Source organism: Bacillus aerius (assembly GCF_029894105.1).
In the GTDB taxonomy this organism is placed as follows: Bacteria; Bacillota; Bacilli; order Bacillales; family Bacillaceae; genus Bacillus; species Bacillus altitudinis.
The window spans coordinates 617916-633505 of record NZ_JARYHO010000001.1; the positions used below are offsets into that span (position 1 = coordinate 617916).

At 42.1% G+C, this 15590-nt stretch carries 15 protein-coding genes and 1 riboswitch; all 15 genes read left to right on the forward strand.

The window, feature by feature from the left end; all coding sequences use genetic code 11:
• Positions 1-67 precede the first annotated feature (67 nt).
• A riboswitch (purine riboswitch) is annotated at positions 68-169 on the forward strand.
• Positions 170-338: 169 nt separating this feature from the next.
• A complete protein-coding gene (gene purE / locus M2353_RS03195; protein WP_017359824.1) occupies positions 339-827 on the forward strand; it encodes a 5-(carboxyamino)imidazole ribonucleotide mutase in 489 nt (162 codons plus the stop codon).
• Positions 820-1962, forward strand: coding sequence for a 5-(carboxyamino)imidazole ribonucleotide synthase (gene purK, locus M2353_RS03200; RefSeq protein ID WP_025206860.1), 1143 nt, complete (start codon positions 820-822; stop codon positions 1960-1962). The genes purE and purK overlap by 8 nt, the downstream gene beginning before the upstream one ends.
• Complete coding sequence (gene purB, locus M2353_RS03205) at positions 1959-3254, forward strand: adenylosuccinate lyase (RefSeq protein ID WP_008355754.1); 1296 nt, start codon at positions 1959-1961, stop codon at positions 3252-3254. Before purK ends, purB begins: the two co-directional genes overlap by 4 nt.
• A 72-nt stretch (positions 3255-3326) precedes the next feature.
• Entirely contained in the window at positions 3327-4049 is a 723-nt protein-coding gene (gene purC, locus M2353_RS03210; RefSeq protein ID WP_007496901.1) for a phosphoribosylaminoimidazolesuccinocarboxamide synthase, read from the forward strand.
• Positions 4042-4296 carry a phosphoribosylformylglycinamidine synthase subunit PurS gene (purS, locus tag M2353_RS03215; protein WP_008344293.1) on the forward strand — a complete coding sequence of 85 codons (255 nt, stop codon included), beginning with the start codon at positions 4042-4044 and terminating at the stop codon, positions 4294-4296. The genes purC and purS overlap by 8 nt, the downstream gene beginning before the upstream one ends.
• A complete protein-coding gene (gene purQ / locus M2353_RS03220) occupies positions 4293-4976 on the forward strand; it encodes a phosphoribosylformylglycinamidine synthase subunit PurQ (RefSeq protein ID WP_284724935.1) in 684 nt (227 codons plus the stop codon). The genes purS and purQ overlap by 4 nt, the downstream gene beginning before the upstream one ends.
• Entirely contained in the window at positions 4960-7191 is a 2232-nt protein-coding gene (gene purL / locus M2353_RS03225) for a phosphoribosylformylglycinamidine synthase subunit PurL (RefSeq protein WP_284724936.1), read from the forward strand. The genes purQ and purL overlap by 17 nt, the downstream gene beginning before the upstream one ends.
• Positions 7167-8597, forward strand: coding sequence for an amidophosphoribosyltransferase (purF, locus tag M2353_RS03230; RefSeq protein WP_017359819.1), 1431 nt, complete (start codon positions 7167-7169; stop codon positions 8595-8597). The genes purL and purF overlap by 25 nt, the downstream gene beginning before the upstream one ends.
• 96 nt (positions 8598-8693) lie before the next feature.
• Positions 8694-9734 (forward strand): phosphoribosylformylglycinamidine cyclo-ligase, encoded by a 1041-nt coding sequence (gene purM, locus M2353_RS03235; protein ID WP_284724937.1) that lies wholly within the window; start codon positions 8694-8696, stop codon positions 9732-9734.
• Positions 9731-10300, forward strand: a complete 570-nt coding sequence (gene purN / locus M2353_RS03240) for a phosphoribosylglycinamide formyltransferase (protein ID WP_008344288.1) — start codon at positions 9731-9733, stop codon at positions 10298-10300. Before purM ends, purN begins: the two co-directional genes overlap by 4 nt.
• Before the next feature lie 15 nt (positions 10301-10315).
• On the forward strand, positions 10316-11854 hold the full coding sequence (gene purH, locus M2353_RS03245) for a bifunctional phosphoribosylaminoimidazolecarboxamide formyltransferase/IMP cyclohydrolase (RefSeq protein WP_284724938.1): 1539 nt from the start codon (positions 10316-10318) through the stop codon (positions 11852-11854).
• Between the two features lie 12 nt (positions 11855-11866).
• Complete coding sequence (purD, locus tag M2353_RS03250; RefSeq protein WP_282746691.1) at positions 11867-13144, forward strand: phosphoribosylamine--glycine ligase; 1278 nt, start codon at positions 11867-11869, stop codon at positions 13142-13144.
• Positions 13145-13283: 139 nt separating this feature from the next.
• Positions 13284-13520 carry a hypothetical protein gene (locus tag M2353_RS03255; RefSeq protein WP_148944434.1) on the forward strand — a complete coding sequence of 79 codons (237 nt, stop codon included), beginning with the start codon at positions 13284-13286 and terminating at the stop codon, positions 13518-13520.
• A gap of 51 nt (positions 13521-13571) precedes the next feature.
• On the forward strand, positions 13572-15092 hold the full coding sequence (locus M2353_RS03260) for a hypothetical protein (RefSeq protein WP_284724939.1): 1521 nt from the start codon (positions 13572-13574) through the stop codon (positions 15090-15092).
• A complete protein-coding gene (locus tag M2353_RS03265) occupies positions 15052-15570 on the forward strand; it encodes a stage II sporulation protein M (RefSeq protein WP_148944436.1) in 519 nt (172 codons plus the stop codon). Before M2353_RS03260 ends, M2353_RS03265 begins: the two co-directional genes overlap by 41 nt.
• The last annotated feature ends 20 nt before the right edge of the window (positions 15571-15590 follow it).

The window sequence follows — 15590 nt, forward strand, 5'->3', positions numbered from 1 at the left end:
AAACGACGACTTCATAGATTGTTCGATAAATCCGTTGACATCATGAACATCCGTTGTTAAGATAAACATGAAATCAAAACACGAGCCTCATATAATCTTGGGAATATGGCCCATAAGTTTCTACCCAGTTACCGTAAATGACTGGACTATGCAGGATAGTGAACAAAACTGACATGGCGTTTTAAAAGCGAACAGCGCTTACCATGGCCCGGTTTGTGTTGCTTCCTAACAATGCAATACAAACCGGGCCTTTTTGTTCGGCGTTTGACAAGCTACTTAGGTTTGGGAAGCGTGTCAAACGATACAAAATCGAATAATAGCTTAAAGGTGGGGACAAAATGAAGCCGCTTGTAGGTGTCATCATGGGAAGTACATCTGATTGGGAAACAATGAAACATGCGTGCGATATCTTAGAGGAATTAAACATTCCGTATGAAAAACAGGTTGTATCCGCACATCGGACACCTGATTTGATGTTTGAATATGCGACTGAAGCAAGAGGTAAAGGACTCAAGGTCATTATTGCCGGTGCTGGAGGCGCAGCACATTTACCGGGGATGGTCGCAGCAAAAACGACACTGCCGGTCATTGGTGTGCCCGTACAATCAAAAGCATTAAACGGGCTGGATTCCTTATTATCCATCGTTCAAATGCCAGGCGGTGTACCTGTTGCCACAGTGGCAATCGGCAAAGCCGGTGCAACAAATGCAGGGCTTCTAGCTGCACAAATGATTTCAGCATTCGATGAAGCCGTTGCAGCACGCCTTGAAGAAAGAAGAGAGCAAACAAAACAAACTGTATTAGAAAGCAGTGATCAGCTTGGCTAAGCAGACCATTTTTCCAAACGCAACCATTGGTATCATCGGCGGCGGACAGCTTGGCAGATACATGGCCGTCAGTGCAAAGCAAATGGGCTACCGGGCAGCAGTCCTTGACCCTGTCACACTTTCTCCTTGTGGACAGGTTGCTGATACAGAAATCACAGCCGCATACAGTGACCTTGAAGCGATCAGGCAGCTGGCGGACATCAGCGATGTGGTCACATATGAATTTGAAAATATTGATTATGATGCACTCAATCAGCTGAAGGAAGAGGCGTATTTACCGCAAGGAAGCGAACTCCTTCTTTTAACCCAAAACCGTGAAACGGAGAAAAAAGGGATTGTAGATGCAGGCTGTGAAGTCGCCCCTTATCGCATCGTTCATGATGAGAAGGAGCTGAAAGATGCAGTAAATGCGCTTGGTTTGCCAGCTGTGCTGAAAACATGCAGAGGCGGTTACGACGGTAAAGGACAGTACGTCATCAAAGAGAAGGATCAGCTTCATGAAGCGGCTGCACTTCTTACGCATGGAACGTGCATTTTAGAAAGCTGGGTTCCTTTCCAAATGGAACTGTCCGTGATTGTGACGCGGTCTGTTCATGGGGAAATTGCGACATTCCCAGTCGCTGAGAACATTCATAAGCACAATATTTTATTCCAAAGCATCGTGCCTGCACGGGTAGATGGCAGCATTCAGGAGAAAGCAAAAGAGCTGGCAACAACGCTTGCTGAAAAGCTAGGGCTGGTCGGTACGCTTGCTGTTGAACTGTTCCTGACAAATGAAGGGAAGCTGCTCGTCAATGAACTGGCACCGCGCCCGCATAACTCTGGACATTACACATTGGATTTATGTGAGACGAGTCAGTTTGAACAGCACATTCGCGCCATATGCGGTTTGCCGCTTGGCGGAACAGCTCTTTTATCAGAGGGTATGATGGTGAATTTGCTGGGCGATGAAGTGGACATCCCAAAAGAACATCCTGAGCTTTTAAAGGAAGCGAAGCTTTATCTATATGGCAAACATGAAGTGAAAGCCGGCCGCAAAATGGGGCATATGACATTTATGAAACAGCTTGATGATGAATGGATGGCAAACATCACAAAGATATGGACTGAAAGAGATGGAGGAAACGGGAAATGATCGAACGTTACGCACGACCAGAAATGTCAGCAATCTGGACAGAGGAAAACAAATTTAATGCATGGCTTGAAGTAGAAATTCTCGCTTGTGAAGCTTGGGCAGAACTTGGTGTTATTCCAAAAGAAGACGTTGTGACAATGCGCAAGAATGCAAGCTTTGATATTGGACGTATTTTGGAGATTGAACAAGACACGCGCCACGACGTGGTTGCCTTTACGCGTGCTGTATCTGAATCTCTAGGAGAAGAAAGAAAGTGGGTTCATTACGGGTTAACATCTACAGACGTAGTGGATACGGCGCTTTCATATCTATTAAAACAGGCGAACGATATTCTGCTCAAGGACATTGAGAGATTTGTTGACATACTAAAAGAAAAAGCAAAAGAGCACAAATATACAGTCATGATGGGCCGTACGCATGGTGTACACGCTGAACCGACAACATTTGGCTTGAAGCTTGCTCTTTGGTACGAGGAAATGAAGCGTAACTTAGAACGTTTTAAACAAGCAAAAGCCGGCATCGAATACGGCAAAATCTCTGGTGCTGTTGGCACATATGCGAACATCGACCCGTTTGTTGAGCAATATGTATGTGAGAAACTTGGCATCAAAGCTGCACCAATTTCAACCCAAACCTTGCAGCGTGACCGTCATGCAGATTACATGGCAACCCTTGCTTTAGTGGCAACAAGCATTGAGAAATTTGCTGTTGAAATTCGTGGTCTTCAAAAGAGTGAAACACGTGAAGTAGAAGAGTTCTTTGCAAAAGGACAAAAAGGATCATCCGCGATGCCTCATAAACGAAACCCGATCGGTTCTGAAAATATGACGGGGATTGCCCGTGTCATCCGTGGTTATATGCTGACTGCTTATGAAAATGTACCGCTTTGGCATGAGCGTGATATTTCTCATTCATCTGCTGAACGCATCATTTTACCAGATGCAACGATTGCACTGAACTATATGCTGAACCGTTTCTCTAACATTGTGAAAAACTTAACGGTGTTCCCTGAAAACATGAAACGCAACATGGACCGCACACTTGGCTTGATATACTCTCAGCGTGTTCTTCTTGCACTCATTGATACAGGCATGGCACGTGAAGAAGCATATGACACGGTTCAGCCAAAGGCGATGGAAGCTTGGGAGAAACAAGTACCATTCCGTTCATTAGTGGAAGCAGAAGAGAAAATCACTTCACGCTTAACACCTGAACAAATCGCTGACTGCTTCGATTACAACTATCACTTGAAAAATGTCGATATGATTTTCGAACGTCTAGGTCTTGCGTAAGAAATGGGCCGCCTGCTAGTCAGGCGCCTAATCCTGAAAATTGCCAACATTCAAATTAGGAGGCCAATCTGAATGACTGTGAAACAAGAACTTCTCTACGAAGGCAAAGCGAAAAGAATCTATCAGACCGATGACGAGCATATTTTATATGTCGAATATAAAGACTCAGCTACAGCATTTAACGGTGAAAAAAAAGCGGAAATTGAAGGAAAAGGCAGACTGAATAACGAAATTTCTAGCTTGATTTTTCAAATGCTACATGAGAAAGGGATCAACAATCACTTTGTGAAACGCCTATCTGAAACAGAACAGCTCATTCAAAAGGTAGACATTGTACCGCTTGAAGTCGTTGTGCGAAACGTGGTGGCAGGCAGTATGTCAAAACGTCTTGGAATTCCAGAGGGAACGAAACTGGACACACCTTTGATCGAGTTTTACTACAAAGATGATGCACTCGGCGATCCGCTCATTACAGAAGATCATATTCGCATTTTACATGCAGCGACACCTGAGCAGGTCGAGGAAATGAAACAAATCACAAGACAAGTGAATGAAGAATTGAAGCAAATCTTCTCAGATTGCCATGTGAATTTAATTGATTTCAAGCTTGAATTCGGAATAGATCACGAGAATCGTATTTTGCTAGCTGATGAGATTTCACCTGATACGTGCAGGCTTTGGGACAAAGACACAAACGAAAAGCTTGATAAAGACGTGTTCAGACGAAACCTGGGCGGCTTAACAAATGCATACGAAGAAATTTTCAAAAGACTTGGAGGCCATAAACATGTATAAAGTGAAAATTTTTGTCAGCTTAAAAGAGAGCGTTCTTGATCCACAAGGAAGTGCCGTGCAGCACGCTTTGCACAGCATGTCTTATCAGGAAGTAAAGGATGTCCGTATCGGGAAATATATGGAGCTAGTCATTGAGAAATCAGAACGTGACTTAGATACAGTGGTCAAAGAAATGTGTGAAAAATTGCTTGCCAATACGGTGATTGAAGATTACCGCTATGAGGTGGAGGAGGTTGTCGCACAGTGAAGTTTGCAGTGATCGTCTTGCCTGGCTCTAACTGTGATATCGATATGTACCATGCGATTCAAGATGAGTTAGGTGAACAAGTTGAATATGTATGGCACGACGAAACGAGTCTTGATGGTTTTGACGGTGTACTCGTACCAGGCGGTTTCTCTTATGGGGATTACTTAAGATGCGGTGCGATTGCTCGTTTTTCTAACATCATGCCGGCTGTGAAAAAAGCAGCTGCGGAAGGAAAACCTGTTCTTGGTGTTTGTAACGGGTTCCAAATTCTTCAAGAGCTTGGCATTTTGCCAGGTGCAATGAGACGGAATAAAGATCTAAAATTTATCTGTCGTCCAGTTGAACTCATTGTAGAGAACAACGAAACGCAATTTACAAGCGGTTATCAAAAAGGTGAATCGATTACGATTCCTGTAGCACACGGTGAAGGTAACTTCTACTGTGACGAAGACACGTTAGCGAAGATGATTGAACGAGGCCAAATCGCTTTCACTTACGGTGACGATATTAACGGCAGTGTCAATCGAATTGCAGGTGTAACGAATGAACAGGGCAATGTACTCGGCATGATGCCGCACCCTGAGCGCGCGGTTGACTCATTACTAGGCAGCGCAGACGGACTTAAATTGTTTCAATCTATCGTGAAAAATTGGAGGGACACTCATGTCACTACTGCTTGAACCAAGTCACAAGCAAATTAAAGAAGAGAAATTGTATCAGCAAATGGGATTGAGTGATGAAGAATTCGCTTTAATCGAATCCATTATTGGCAGGCTGCCAAACTACACAGAAACGGGCATCTTTTCTGTCATGTGGTCAGAGCATTGCAGTTATAAAAACTCAAAGCCTGTTTTAAGCAAATTTCCGACAAAAGGAGAGCATGTTCTTCAAGGTCCTGGGGAAGGCGCTGGAATCGTTGATATTGGAGACAACCAAGCGGTTGTATTTAAAATCGAATCACATAACCATCCATCTGCAATTGAACCGTATCAAGGAGCGGCAACAGGTGTCGGCGGAATCATCCGTGATGTATTCTCCATGGGGGCTCGTCCAATTGCGGTATTAAACTCTCTTCGTTTTGGTGAACTGACTTCACCGCGCGTGAAGTACTTGTTTGAAGAAGTAGTGGCAGGGATTGCAGGCTATGGAAACTGTATCGGTATTCCAACAGTCGGCGGAGAAGTTCATTTTGATCAAAGTTATGAAGGCAATCCGCTCGTTAACGCGATGTGTGTAGGGTTAATCAACCATGAAGACATCAAGAAAGGGCAGGCAAAAGGTGTTGGCAATACGGTCATGTACGTTGGTGCTAAAACGGGACGTGACGGGATTCACGGTGCAACATTTGCGTCTGAAGAATTTTCTGATGAATCAGAAGAAAAACGTTCAGCGGTTCAAGTCGGCGATCCGTTCATGGAAAAGCTTTTGCTTGAAGCATGCCTTGAAGTCATCAAAAATGATGCGCTTGTGGGCATTCAAGATATGGGAGCGGCTGGCTTAACTAGCTCAAGTGCAGAGATGGCAAGTAAAGCCGGTTCAGGTATCGAAATGAACCTAGACCTGATCCCTCAGCGTGAAACAGGCATGTCAGCGTATGAAATGATGCTGTCTGAATCCCAAGAGAGAATGCTGTTGGTCATTGAAAAAGGCCGTGAGCAAGAAATCATTGATATTTTTGAAAAATACGATCTTGAAGCAGTCTCAGTCGGTCATGTGACAGATGATAAAATGCTTCGTTTACTCCATCAAGGAGAAGTAGTGTGTGAGCTTCCAGTTGATGCACTTGCAGAAGAAGCACCGGTTTATCACAAGCCATCAAGTGAGCCTGCTTACTATCGTGAGTTTTTAGAAACAAAAGTGGAAGCTCCAGCGATCACAGATGCAGCAGATACGTTGAAACAGCTGTTAAAACAGCCAACGATTGCGAGTAAAGAATGGGTTTACGATCAATACGACTATATGGTTCGTACAAACACTGTCGTTGCACCTGGCTCTGATGCGGGCGTGCTCAGAATCCGTGGGACGAAAAAAGCTCTTGCGATGACAACTGATTGTAACGCGCGTTATCTCTACCTTGATCCAGAGGTCGGCGGGAAAATCGCCGTCGCAGAAGCCGCACGTAACATTGTCTGCTCAGGCGCTCGTCCGCTTGCAGTAACAGATAACTTGAACTTCGGTAACCCGGAGAAACCAGAAATCTTCTGGCAGATTGAAAAGTCTGCTGACGGCATTAGCGAAGCTTGCCGTACATTAAGCACACCGGTCATCGGCGGTAACGTCTCTTTATATAACGAGTCAAATGGAACGGCCATTTACCCAACGCCAGTTATTGGCATGGTTGGTTTGATTGAAGATACAGCTCATATTACGACTCAATCGTTCCAACAGGCAGGCGATGTGATTTTCGTCATTGGTGAAACGAAGGAAGAATTCGCAGGCAGTGAGCTTCAAAAAATGACAGAAGGCCGTATCTACGGAAAAGCACCAGAAATTGATTTGGATGTAGAACTGGCGCGTCAAGAAGCCCTGTTAGCAGCGATTCAAAACGGACTTGTTCAGTCAGCACATGATGTGTCTGAAGGCGGTCTTGGTGTAGCTCTAGCTGAAAGTACATTTGGAACAGATGGTCTTGGCGCTGATATCCAGCTCGATCTAAACAGCGCTGCATCACTATTCAGTGAATCACAGTCACGTTTTGTCGTCACAGTGAAACCAGAAAACCGCGAAGCGTTTGCTGCGGCTGTGCAAGATGCAAAAGAAGTCGGAACGGTCACAAATGATGGTGTATTCACTGTCAAAAATCAAGAAGGACAACAATGGGTTCATGCGGCAGTCAACGAGCTTGAACGCGCATGGAAAGGAGCGATCCCATGCTTGCTGAAATCAGAGGCTTAAACGAAGAATGTGGCGTCTTTGGGGTTTGGGGACACGAAGAAGCCCCGCAAATCACATATTACGGATTGCATAGCCTTCAGCACCGAGGACAAGAAGGTGCGGGAATTATTGCAACAGACGGTGAAAACCTGACGTCACACAAAGGCCTTGGACTGATTACGGAAGTGTTCCAAAATGGTGAGCTTAAGGATTTAAAGGGAAAAGGTGCGATCGGACACGTTCGGTATGCGACAGCAGGCGGAGGCGGCTTTGAGAATGTGCAGCCCCTCTTCTTCCGCTCGCAAAACAATGGCAGTCTTGCCCTTGCTCATAATGGAAACTTGGTCAATGCAACGCAATTAAAACAGCAGCTAGAGAACCAAGGAAGTATTTTTCAAACGTCTTCTGATACCGAAGTGCTCGCTCACTTAATTAAGCGCAGCGGATATATGGATTTGAAGGATCAAATCAAAAATGCTCTGTCTATGCTAAAAGGGGCTTATGCTTTCTTAATCATGACGGAAACAGAAATGATCGTAGCGCTTGATCCGAACGGATTACGCCCACTTTCACTTGGTATGCTTGGGGATGCTTATGTTGTCGCTTCTGAAACATGTGCCTTTGATGTCGTTGGTGCTACCTATTTACGTGATGTAGAGCCTGGCGAAATGCTGATCATTAATGATGAAGGCTTAAAATCTGAGCGCTTCTCAATGAACATTAACCGCAGCATGTGCAGCATGGAATACATTTATTTCTCAAGACCGGACAGCAATATCAATGGCATCAACGTGCATAGTGCGAGAAAGAATCTTGGCAAGAAGCTTGCAGAAGAAGCACATGTCGAAGCAGATGTCGTGACAGGTGTACCAGACTCCAGTATTTCTGCAGCGATTGGCTATGCCGAAGCAACAGGTATTCCATATGAGCTAGGTTTAATTAAAAATCGTTATGTCGGCCGGACATTTATTCAGCCGTCTCAAGCATTACGTGAGCAGGGCGTGCGCATGAAGCTGTCTGCTGTGCGCGGGGTGGTCGAAGGCAAACGTGTCGTCATGGTGGATGATTCCATCGTACGCGGAACCACAAGCCGCCGGATTGTGACGATGCTAAGAGAAGCGGGAGCGACGGAAGTGCATGTACGCATTAGTTCACCGCCAATCGCTCATCCGTGTTTTTATGGAATTGATACGTCTACACACGAAGAGCTGATTGCATCATCTCATTCAGTGGAAGAAATTAGACAGGAAATCGGTGCAGACACCATTGCATTTTTATCTGTAGACGGTTTAATGGACGGGATTGGCAGAAAGTATGATGATCCGCAGCGTGGTCAGTGTTTAGCATGCTTTACTGGAAAATACCCGACCGAAATTTATGAAGATACTGTCCTTCCTCATGTGAAGGAAACAGTCCTGACGAAATAATCGAATAATGGAGCAGCAGTCAACGTGATTTGATATGCTGCTCTTTCATTCTGCCGAAAATACATGAAAGACAAGCAGATAAAAGGAGTGAATGGGATGTCAGAAGCATATAAAAGCGCCGGTGTCGACATCGAAGCAGGATACGAAGCCGTTAAACGAATGAAAACACACGTAGAACGTACAAAAAGAGCAGGTGTCATGGGGGCTCTAGGTGGATTTGGCGGTATGTTTGATTTATCTGAACTGCCATACAAAAAGCCCGTTCTTGTCTCAGGAACAGATGGTGTTGGTACGAAATTAAAGCTGGCATTTTTAATGGATCAACACGATACGATCGGTGTAGATGCTGTTGCTATGTGTGTGAACGATGTACTTGCACAAGGGGCAGAGCCGCTCTTTTTCTTAGATTACTTAGCAGTTGGAAAAGCAGATCCTTTGAAAATTGAATCCATCGTCAAAGGTGTAGCTGACGGATGCGAGCAGTCTGGTTCAGCGCTTGTCGGCGGAGAGACAGCAGAAATGCCGGGTCTTTACACAGAAGAAGAATATGATATTGCTGGATTTTCTGTAGGTGTCGTTGAAAAGGATGAAATCGTCACAGGAGAGAACATCAAGGAAGGTCATTTGCTGATTGGACTCAGCTCTAGCGGAATTCATAGCAATGGCTATTCTCTTGTACGAAAAGTATTGCTGGAAGACGCAGGTCTAGACCTTCACCAAACGTATGAACCTTTTACAAGACCGCTTGGAGAAGAGCTGCTTGAACCGACGAAGATTTATGTCAAGCCTGTTCTTAAACAAGTGAAAGCTGGCAAGGTTGACGGTATGGCACATGTGACAGGCGGTGGCTTTATTGAGAACTTACCACGTATGCTGCCTGAAGGACTTGGTGTGGAGATTGATAACGGCTCATGGCCGGTCCCGCCTATTTTCTCCTTTATTCAAGAAAAAGGGCAATTGAAAGCAGAAGAGATGTTCAATGTATTTAATATGGGCATCGGCTTTGTCCTAGCCGTCAAAGAGGATGATCTCGTCGATGTGATCAGCGGACTTGAACAAGACGGAGAGAAAGCCTTTCTTATCGGACGAGTTCAAAAAGGAGAAGGCGTCACTTTCGGTGGTGGAAGCCTCTCATGAAAAAGTTTGCGATCTTCGCCTCTGGAAGCGGGACAAATTTTCAAGCCATTATTGATACTTTAAAAGAAGAACAGTGGCCGGCAAAAGCCGCCATTGTGATCTGTGATAAACCGGGTGCGAAGGTGCTGGAGCGGGCAGAGAAAGAGGGCATTCCATCCTTTTCTTTTACGCCGAAGGCTTTCCCGAGTAAAGCCGCTTTTGAGCAAACCATCATTGAACAGCTGAAGCTGCATGAAGTGGAATGGATTTTCCTCGCTGGGTATATGCGACTGATCGGTCCGACATTGCTTGATGCATTTAGAGGGAAAATCGTGAATATCCACCCTTCTTTACTGCCAGCATTTCCTGGACTCGATGCGATTGGACAAGCCTATCAAGCAGGAGTCAAAGTGGCTGGCATCACGGTTCATTATGTCGACGAAGGCATGGATACCGGCCCGATTATTGATCAAGCAGCCATTCATATTGAACAAGGGGAAGACCTTGAATCCATTGAAAAAAGAATGCATGAATTAGAACATACACTATATCCAAAAGTGATCAAATCACTTTTAGAATTATCTTAATGAGGTGACAAAGGCATGACGATCAAACGCGCATTAATCAGTGTTTCCGATAAAACAAATCTTGTACCTTTTGTGAAAGAACTAACAGAACTTGGCGTTGAAGTGATTTCAACTGGTGGTACACACAAACTTCTTCAAGAGAACGGCATTGATGTCATTGGTATTTCTGAAGTGACTGGCTTCCCAGAAATCATGGACGGACGACTCAAAACGCTTCATCCGAACATTCACGGTGGACTGTTAGCAGTGAGAGAAAACGATGAGCATATGGCACAGATTGAAAAGCACGGCATTCAGCCAATTGATCTTGTCGTTGTGAATCTATATCCATTCAAAGAGACCATTTCCAAAGACGATGTCACGTATGAAGAAGCGATTGAAAACATTGATATTGGCGGACCGGGTATGCTTCGTGCTGCTTCTAAAAACCATCAGGACGTCACTGTGATTGTGGACCCGCGTGATTATGATTCTGTCGTTCAACAAATCAAAGAAGGCGGCGTCTCACTAGAGAAAAAACGTGAGCTTGCAGCAAAAGTATTCCGTCATACAGCTGCTTACGATGCCCTGATTGCGGATTATTTAACGAACTTTGTTGGCGAAACAGAGCCAGAACAGTTCACAGTCACATTTGAGAAAAAACAATCTCTTCGTTATGGAGAAAACCCGCACCAAGCGGCGACGTTCTATGAAAATGCGCTTCCAAGCAAAGGCTCTTTAGCTACTGCAACGCAATTACATGGAAAAGAACTTTCCTACAACAATATCAAAGATGCAGATGCAGCTCTTCAAATTGTACGTGAATTTACGGATCCAGCGGCTGTGGCTGTAAAGCATATGAACCCATGTGGTGTTGGGACAGGAGAAACGATTGCAGAAGCATTTGATCGTGCATTTAAAGCAGATGAAACGTCTATTTTCGGAGGCATTGTGGCGCTTAATCGTGAAGTAGACAAGCAAACGGCTGAGGTGCTCCATACGATTTTCTTAGAAATCGTCATCGCACCATCGTTCAGCCAAGAAGCACTTGATGTGTTAACAGCGAAAAAGAACCTTCGTCTACTAACATTAGATGTAGAAGCAGATCTTGGGAAAAAAGAAAAGCAGCTCACAAGTGTTCATGGTGGATTGCTCGTTCAGGATATCGACACATACGGCTTAGAGGAAGCAACGATCTCTATCCCAACGAAAAGAGAGCCGACTGAAGACGAATGGAAAGACTTAAAGCTCGCTTGGAAAGTCGTCAAGCATGTGAAATCAAATGCCATCGTTCTAGCGAAGGATCAAATGACAGCAGGTATTGGTGCTGGTCAAATGAACCGTGTTGGCTCGGCTAACATTGCGATTGAGCAAGCAGGTGAAAAGGCAAAAGGCAGTGCACTAGGTTCTGATGCATTTTTCCCAATGGGCGATACAGTGGAAGCTGCTGCAAAGGCAGGCGTCACAGCGATCATCCAGCCAGGTGGTTCCATTCGTGATGAAGAATCAATCCAAAAAGCAGATGAATACGGCATCGCCATGGTCTTCACTGGCGTTAGACATTTCAAACATTAAGGGGATGACAGTGTGAACGTATTAATTATCGGCAGAGGTGGAAGAGAGCATACCATCGCATGGAAAGTGAATCAAAGCGAACTTGTCAGCCAAGTATTTGTCGCACCCGGCAATGATGGAATGACAGATGCTGCGAAGCTTGTCCCAATCGACGAGGGCGATCATGAAGCGTTAATTCGTTTTGCAAAAGACAATAACATCGGCTTAACAATTGTCGGTCCAGAGGTTCCTTTAATTGCAGGTGTCGTCGATGCATTTGAAGAAGCAGGACTCAAGGTATTTGGACCGAATGCAAAAGCCGCAGTCATTGAAGGCTCAAAAGAATTTGCAAAAGACTTAATGAAAAATTATGAGATCCCGACAGCCGCTTACGCCACCTTTACATCGTTTGAAGAAGCGAAGGCATATGTGGAAGAAAAGGGTGCCCCAATTGTCATTAAAGCAGATGGGCTTGCCGCAGGAAAAGGCGTGACCGTTGCAATGACGCTTGAAGAGGCGATCAACTGCCTGCATGACTTTTTAGAGGATGAAAAGTTTGGTGATGCGAGTGCATCGGTTGTCATTGAAGAATTTTTAACAGGTGAAGAGTTTTCTCTGATGGCCTTTGTCAATGGAGAAAAGGTGTATCCGATGGTGATCGCACAGGATCATAAACGGGCATTTGAAGATGACAAAGGACCAAACACCGGCGGGATGGGCGCTTATTCACCGGTTCCACAAATTTCTGATGAAGTGGTACAAAAAGCGGTGGAAGACGTCGTCAAACCAGCAGCTCGCGCGATGGTGCAGGAAGAGCGTTCGTTTACAGGCATTTTATATGCGGGCTTAATGCTAACACCAGAAGGCTCAAAAGTCATTGAGTTCAATGCACGCTTTGGCGACCCTGAAACGCAAGTAGTGCTCCCTCGTCTTGAATCAGATCTAGTCCAAGTCTTCCTAGACATTCTAGATGGAAAAGATGTGGACTTGCAGTGGAAAGACACAGCCGCTGTCAGTGTGGTTCTTGCTTCAGAAGGATACCCGGAAGACTACGCAAAAGGCACGCCAATCGGTGCTTTGCAAACAACGGTCTCTGATGTCGTCACCTTCCACGCAGGAACAAAAAAGGAAAACGATCAATTCGTCACAAATGGCGGCCGTGTAGCAAATGTGACCGCATTTGACGACACATTTGAAGCAGCAAGATCAAGAGTGTATGAAGCGGTTGAAGAAATCATTCAGCCAGGTTTATTTTATCGCCGTGACATTGGCGCCCGTGCGCTGAAGGCTGCGGGGAAAACTAAGCACTGAATTTCAGCTAGTACAGATGATAGGTAGTTAACGGATCTTTTGATTCATAGAATGATATGATAATAACAGAAAATATGTTGAAATATGTATATAATGTGTTAATATGGTTTCAAGTCCAATAAATAGGTAGGTGAATACTATGAAATTATTAATTATGCTAACTGGAACTTTCGGTATTTCATCAGCTACTGCTGGTGCCATTTTTGTAGCTTTAAATACAGCTCATAAAAGTGGAGCGCTTACAGTTGGAAGAGTTGCACTTTTAGCAGCTGGAACAGGAGTTGGTGCACTCTTAATTGTCAGTATCTTTGCTGTTGGTGGTACTTTTATTATGAAAAAATTAAAGGCTGGCAAAGCAGCAACTGTAGCTTGGTAAGAGTGATAAATCCGATATTACGATATCGGATTTATTTTAATAGGAGGTAAAATGTTTAAAATAATCATATTGGAAATTAGAGCGATTACAAGACAATATAAAGATATATATAAGATCAGTTCTAAAGAGGCCTTTATGTATCTTCTTTTTTTTATGTTGACTATACTTTTATTCTACATACTCAGTTTATTTGAAATTAAGTTATTAAATGTACAAAAAATTATTTGTGTTTTTTCTATTTTTTTATCAATAAGTATTCATAAGAATTTCCTTTACGAATACATAAAAAATAAAAGAATTGAATATCCCGAGGTTTTCCCATTAAACAGAGAAAAATTCTTTTATATCAAGGCAATAAAGTATGATTATATTGTACTGATGGAAAGTTTAATTATATTCATACCAATAGGAATAGCTTTTTGGTTAGCTGGTTACTCATCATTATATAACGCTATATTTTTCATCATTACGGCACTTCTTATTTATTTGATAACAAATAATATAGTTTCAGTAGTGAAATTTTTAAAAATGAAGTTAGCAAAACCAGTGGTTACAATCTTTTTTAAATCATTGATGTTAGTCTTATTCTTTTATATTGTTTCAATAGCTATTAGTGAATTAGAAAAAATAATAGGTTATTTGTATAATGAAAATAAAATAGACCCTTTTACCTATTTTGATAGTCTTGGATATTTTTTCTCGATAGATATATTTAATTCTATTTTTATAATGCTCAGCTTTATGATATTGTTGATAGTTGTTTTATTAAAAGTGTTACTATATTCTCGATTAAATTTAGTGAATAATATGGAAAATAAAAAAGGGTTGTTATTTAATAGAATATTTTTCAAGTCGCCGATTTTAAATAAAGAAATTAAATATCTTGCATCGCAAGGTATATTAGAGAAGGTTCTAATTAACTCTTTTGTTTATTTTATGGCAAGTATACTGTTATTAATACTTAACTTTATAATGAAAGTTGAAATAATAATCCCTAATAATTTAGTATTGTTGCTATTGATTGGTGAGTGTTTGAGAGCAGTTGAGGAGTTATCAAAAAATTATTTAGGAAATGAAAAAAGATACGTAGAAAATTATATTCTTTCCGGGTTTGATTTAACTAATTTGTTAATAAATAAAATCATATTGAACAACATTATTATTTTGGTTAGTATGCTTCCAATTTTAATTTTATTTAGTATTGTATTTAAATTCACACTAGCGTTTTTTCTTTTAGCCCTAGTATGCCTAATACTAAATACAATTAGTTTTTCAATAATAAGTGTTTATTTTAATAGTGCTAAAACTTCATTTGTGAATAAATTGGCAATTCCGCACAGATATGCTCCTTATAAAAAAATGGCATTCAATACTATGATTTTATACTCCAATTTAATTATTATTATTTTTTTTGAACTGCTTTTTAATGGATGGTTTAGAATTTTGCTTAGTACGGTTATTTTAATTGTACAAACATTAATAGTCATAATCAGTTTTTCTTTAATCTTAAGAAAGAAACGTGAGGTTTTGTATGGGGAATATTCTTATTCAGTATATAAAGAAAATAGATAAGGTAATGCTATTTAGCATCATGCTCTCTATTATTACACTAGGGATTTCTTTTTTTACAGGACTTAATATGAAAGATAGTTTTGTTGAGAATCATTTAGAACTAAGTTTTTGGGATATTTTTATAAATAACTCTGTAGTGTCTGTTCTATTTTTTTTAGGAGCTATAACCTTTGGTTTGTTAAGTTTTATATATCTTTTTATAAATGGTTACTATATTGGGACAACATTTTCATATAAAATTTCGAGTGAAGGCCTTCAACAAACAATGGAACTTGTTTTCTGGCATGGATTATTAGAAGTACCTTCATTAATTTTGAGTTCTTCACTAGGTTTTGTACCTTTAATATTGGTGATATTTAGTGCGCATTCAAGAAAAAAAATAAGAATAAGAAAATATCTGAAGTATTCAGTAGCGGTTATGATATTGGTGTTTATTTTAAATGCATTGGCAGCCCTAATAGAGAGTAAGACATTTTAAAGGGAGGATTATATGTACTC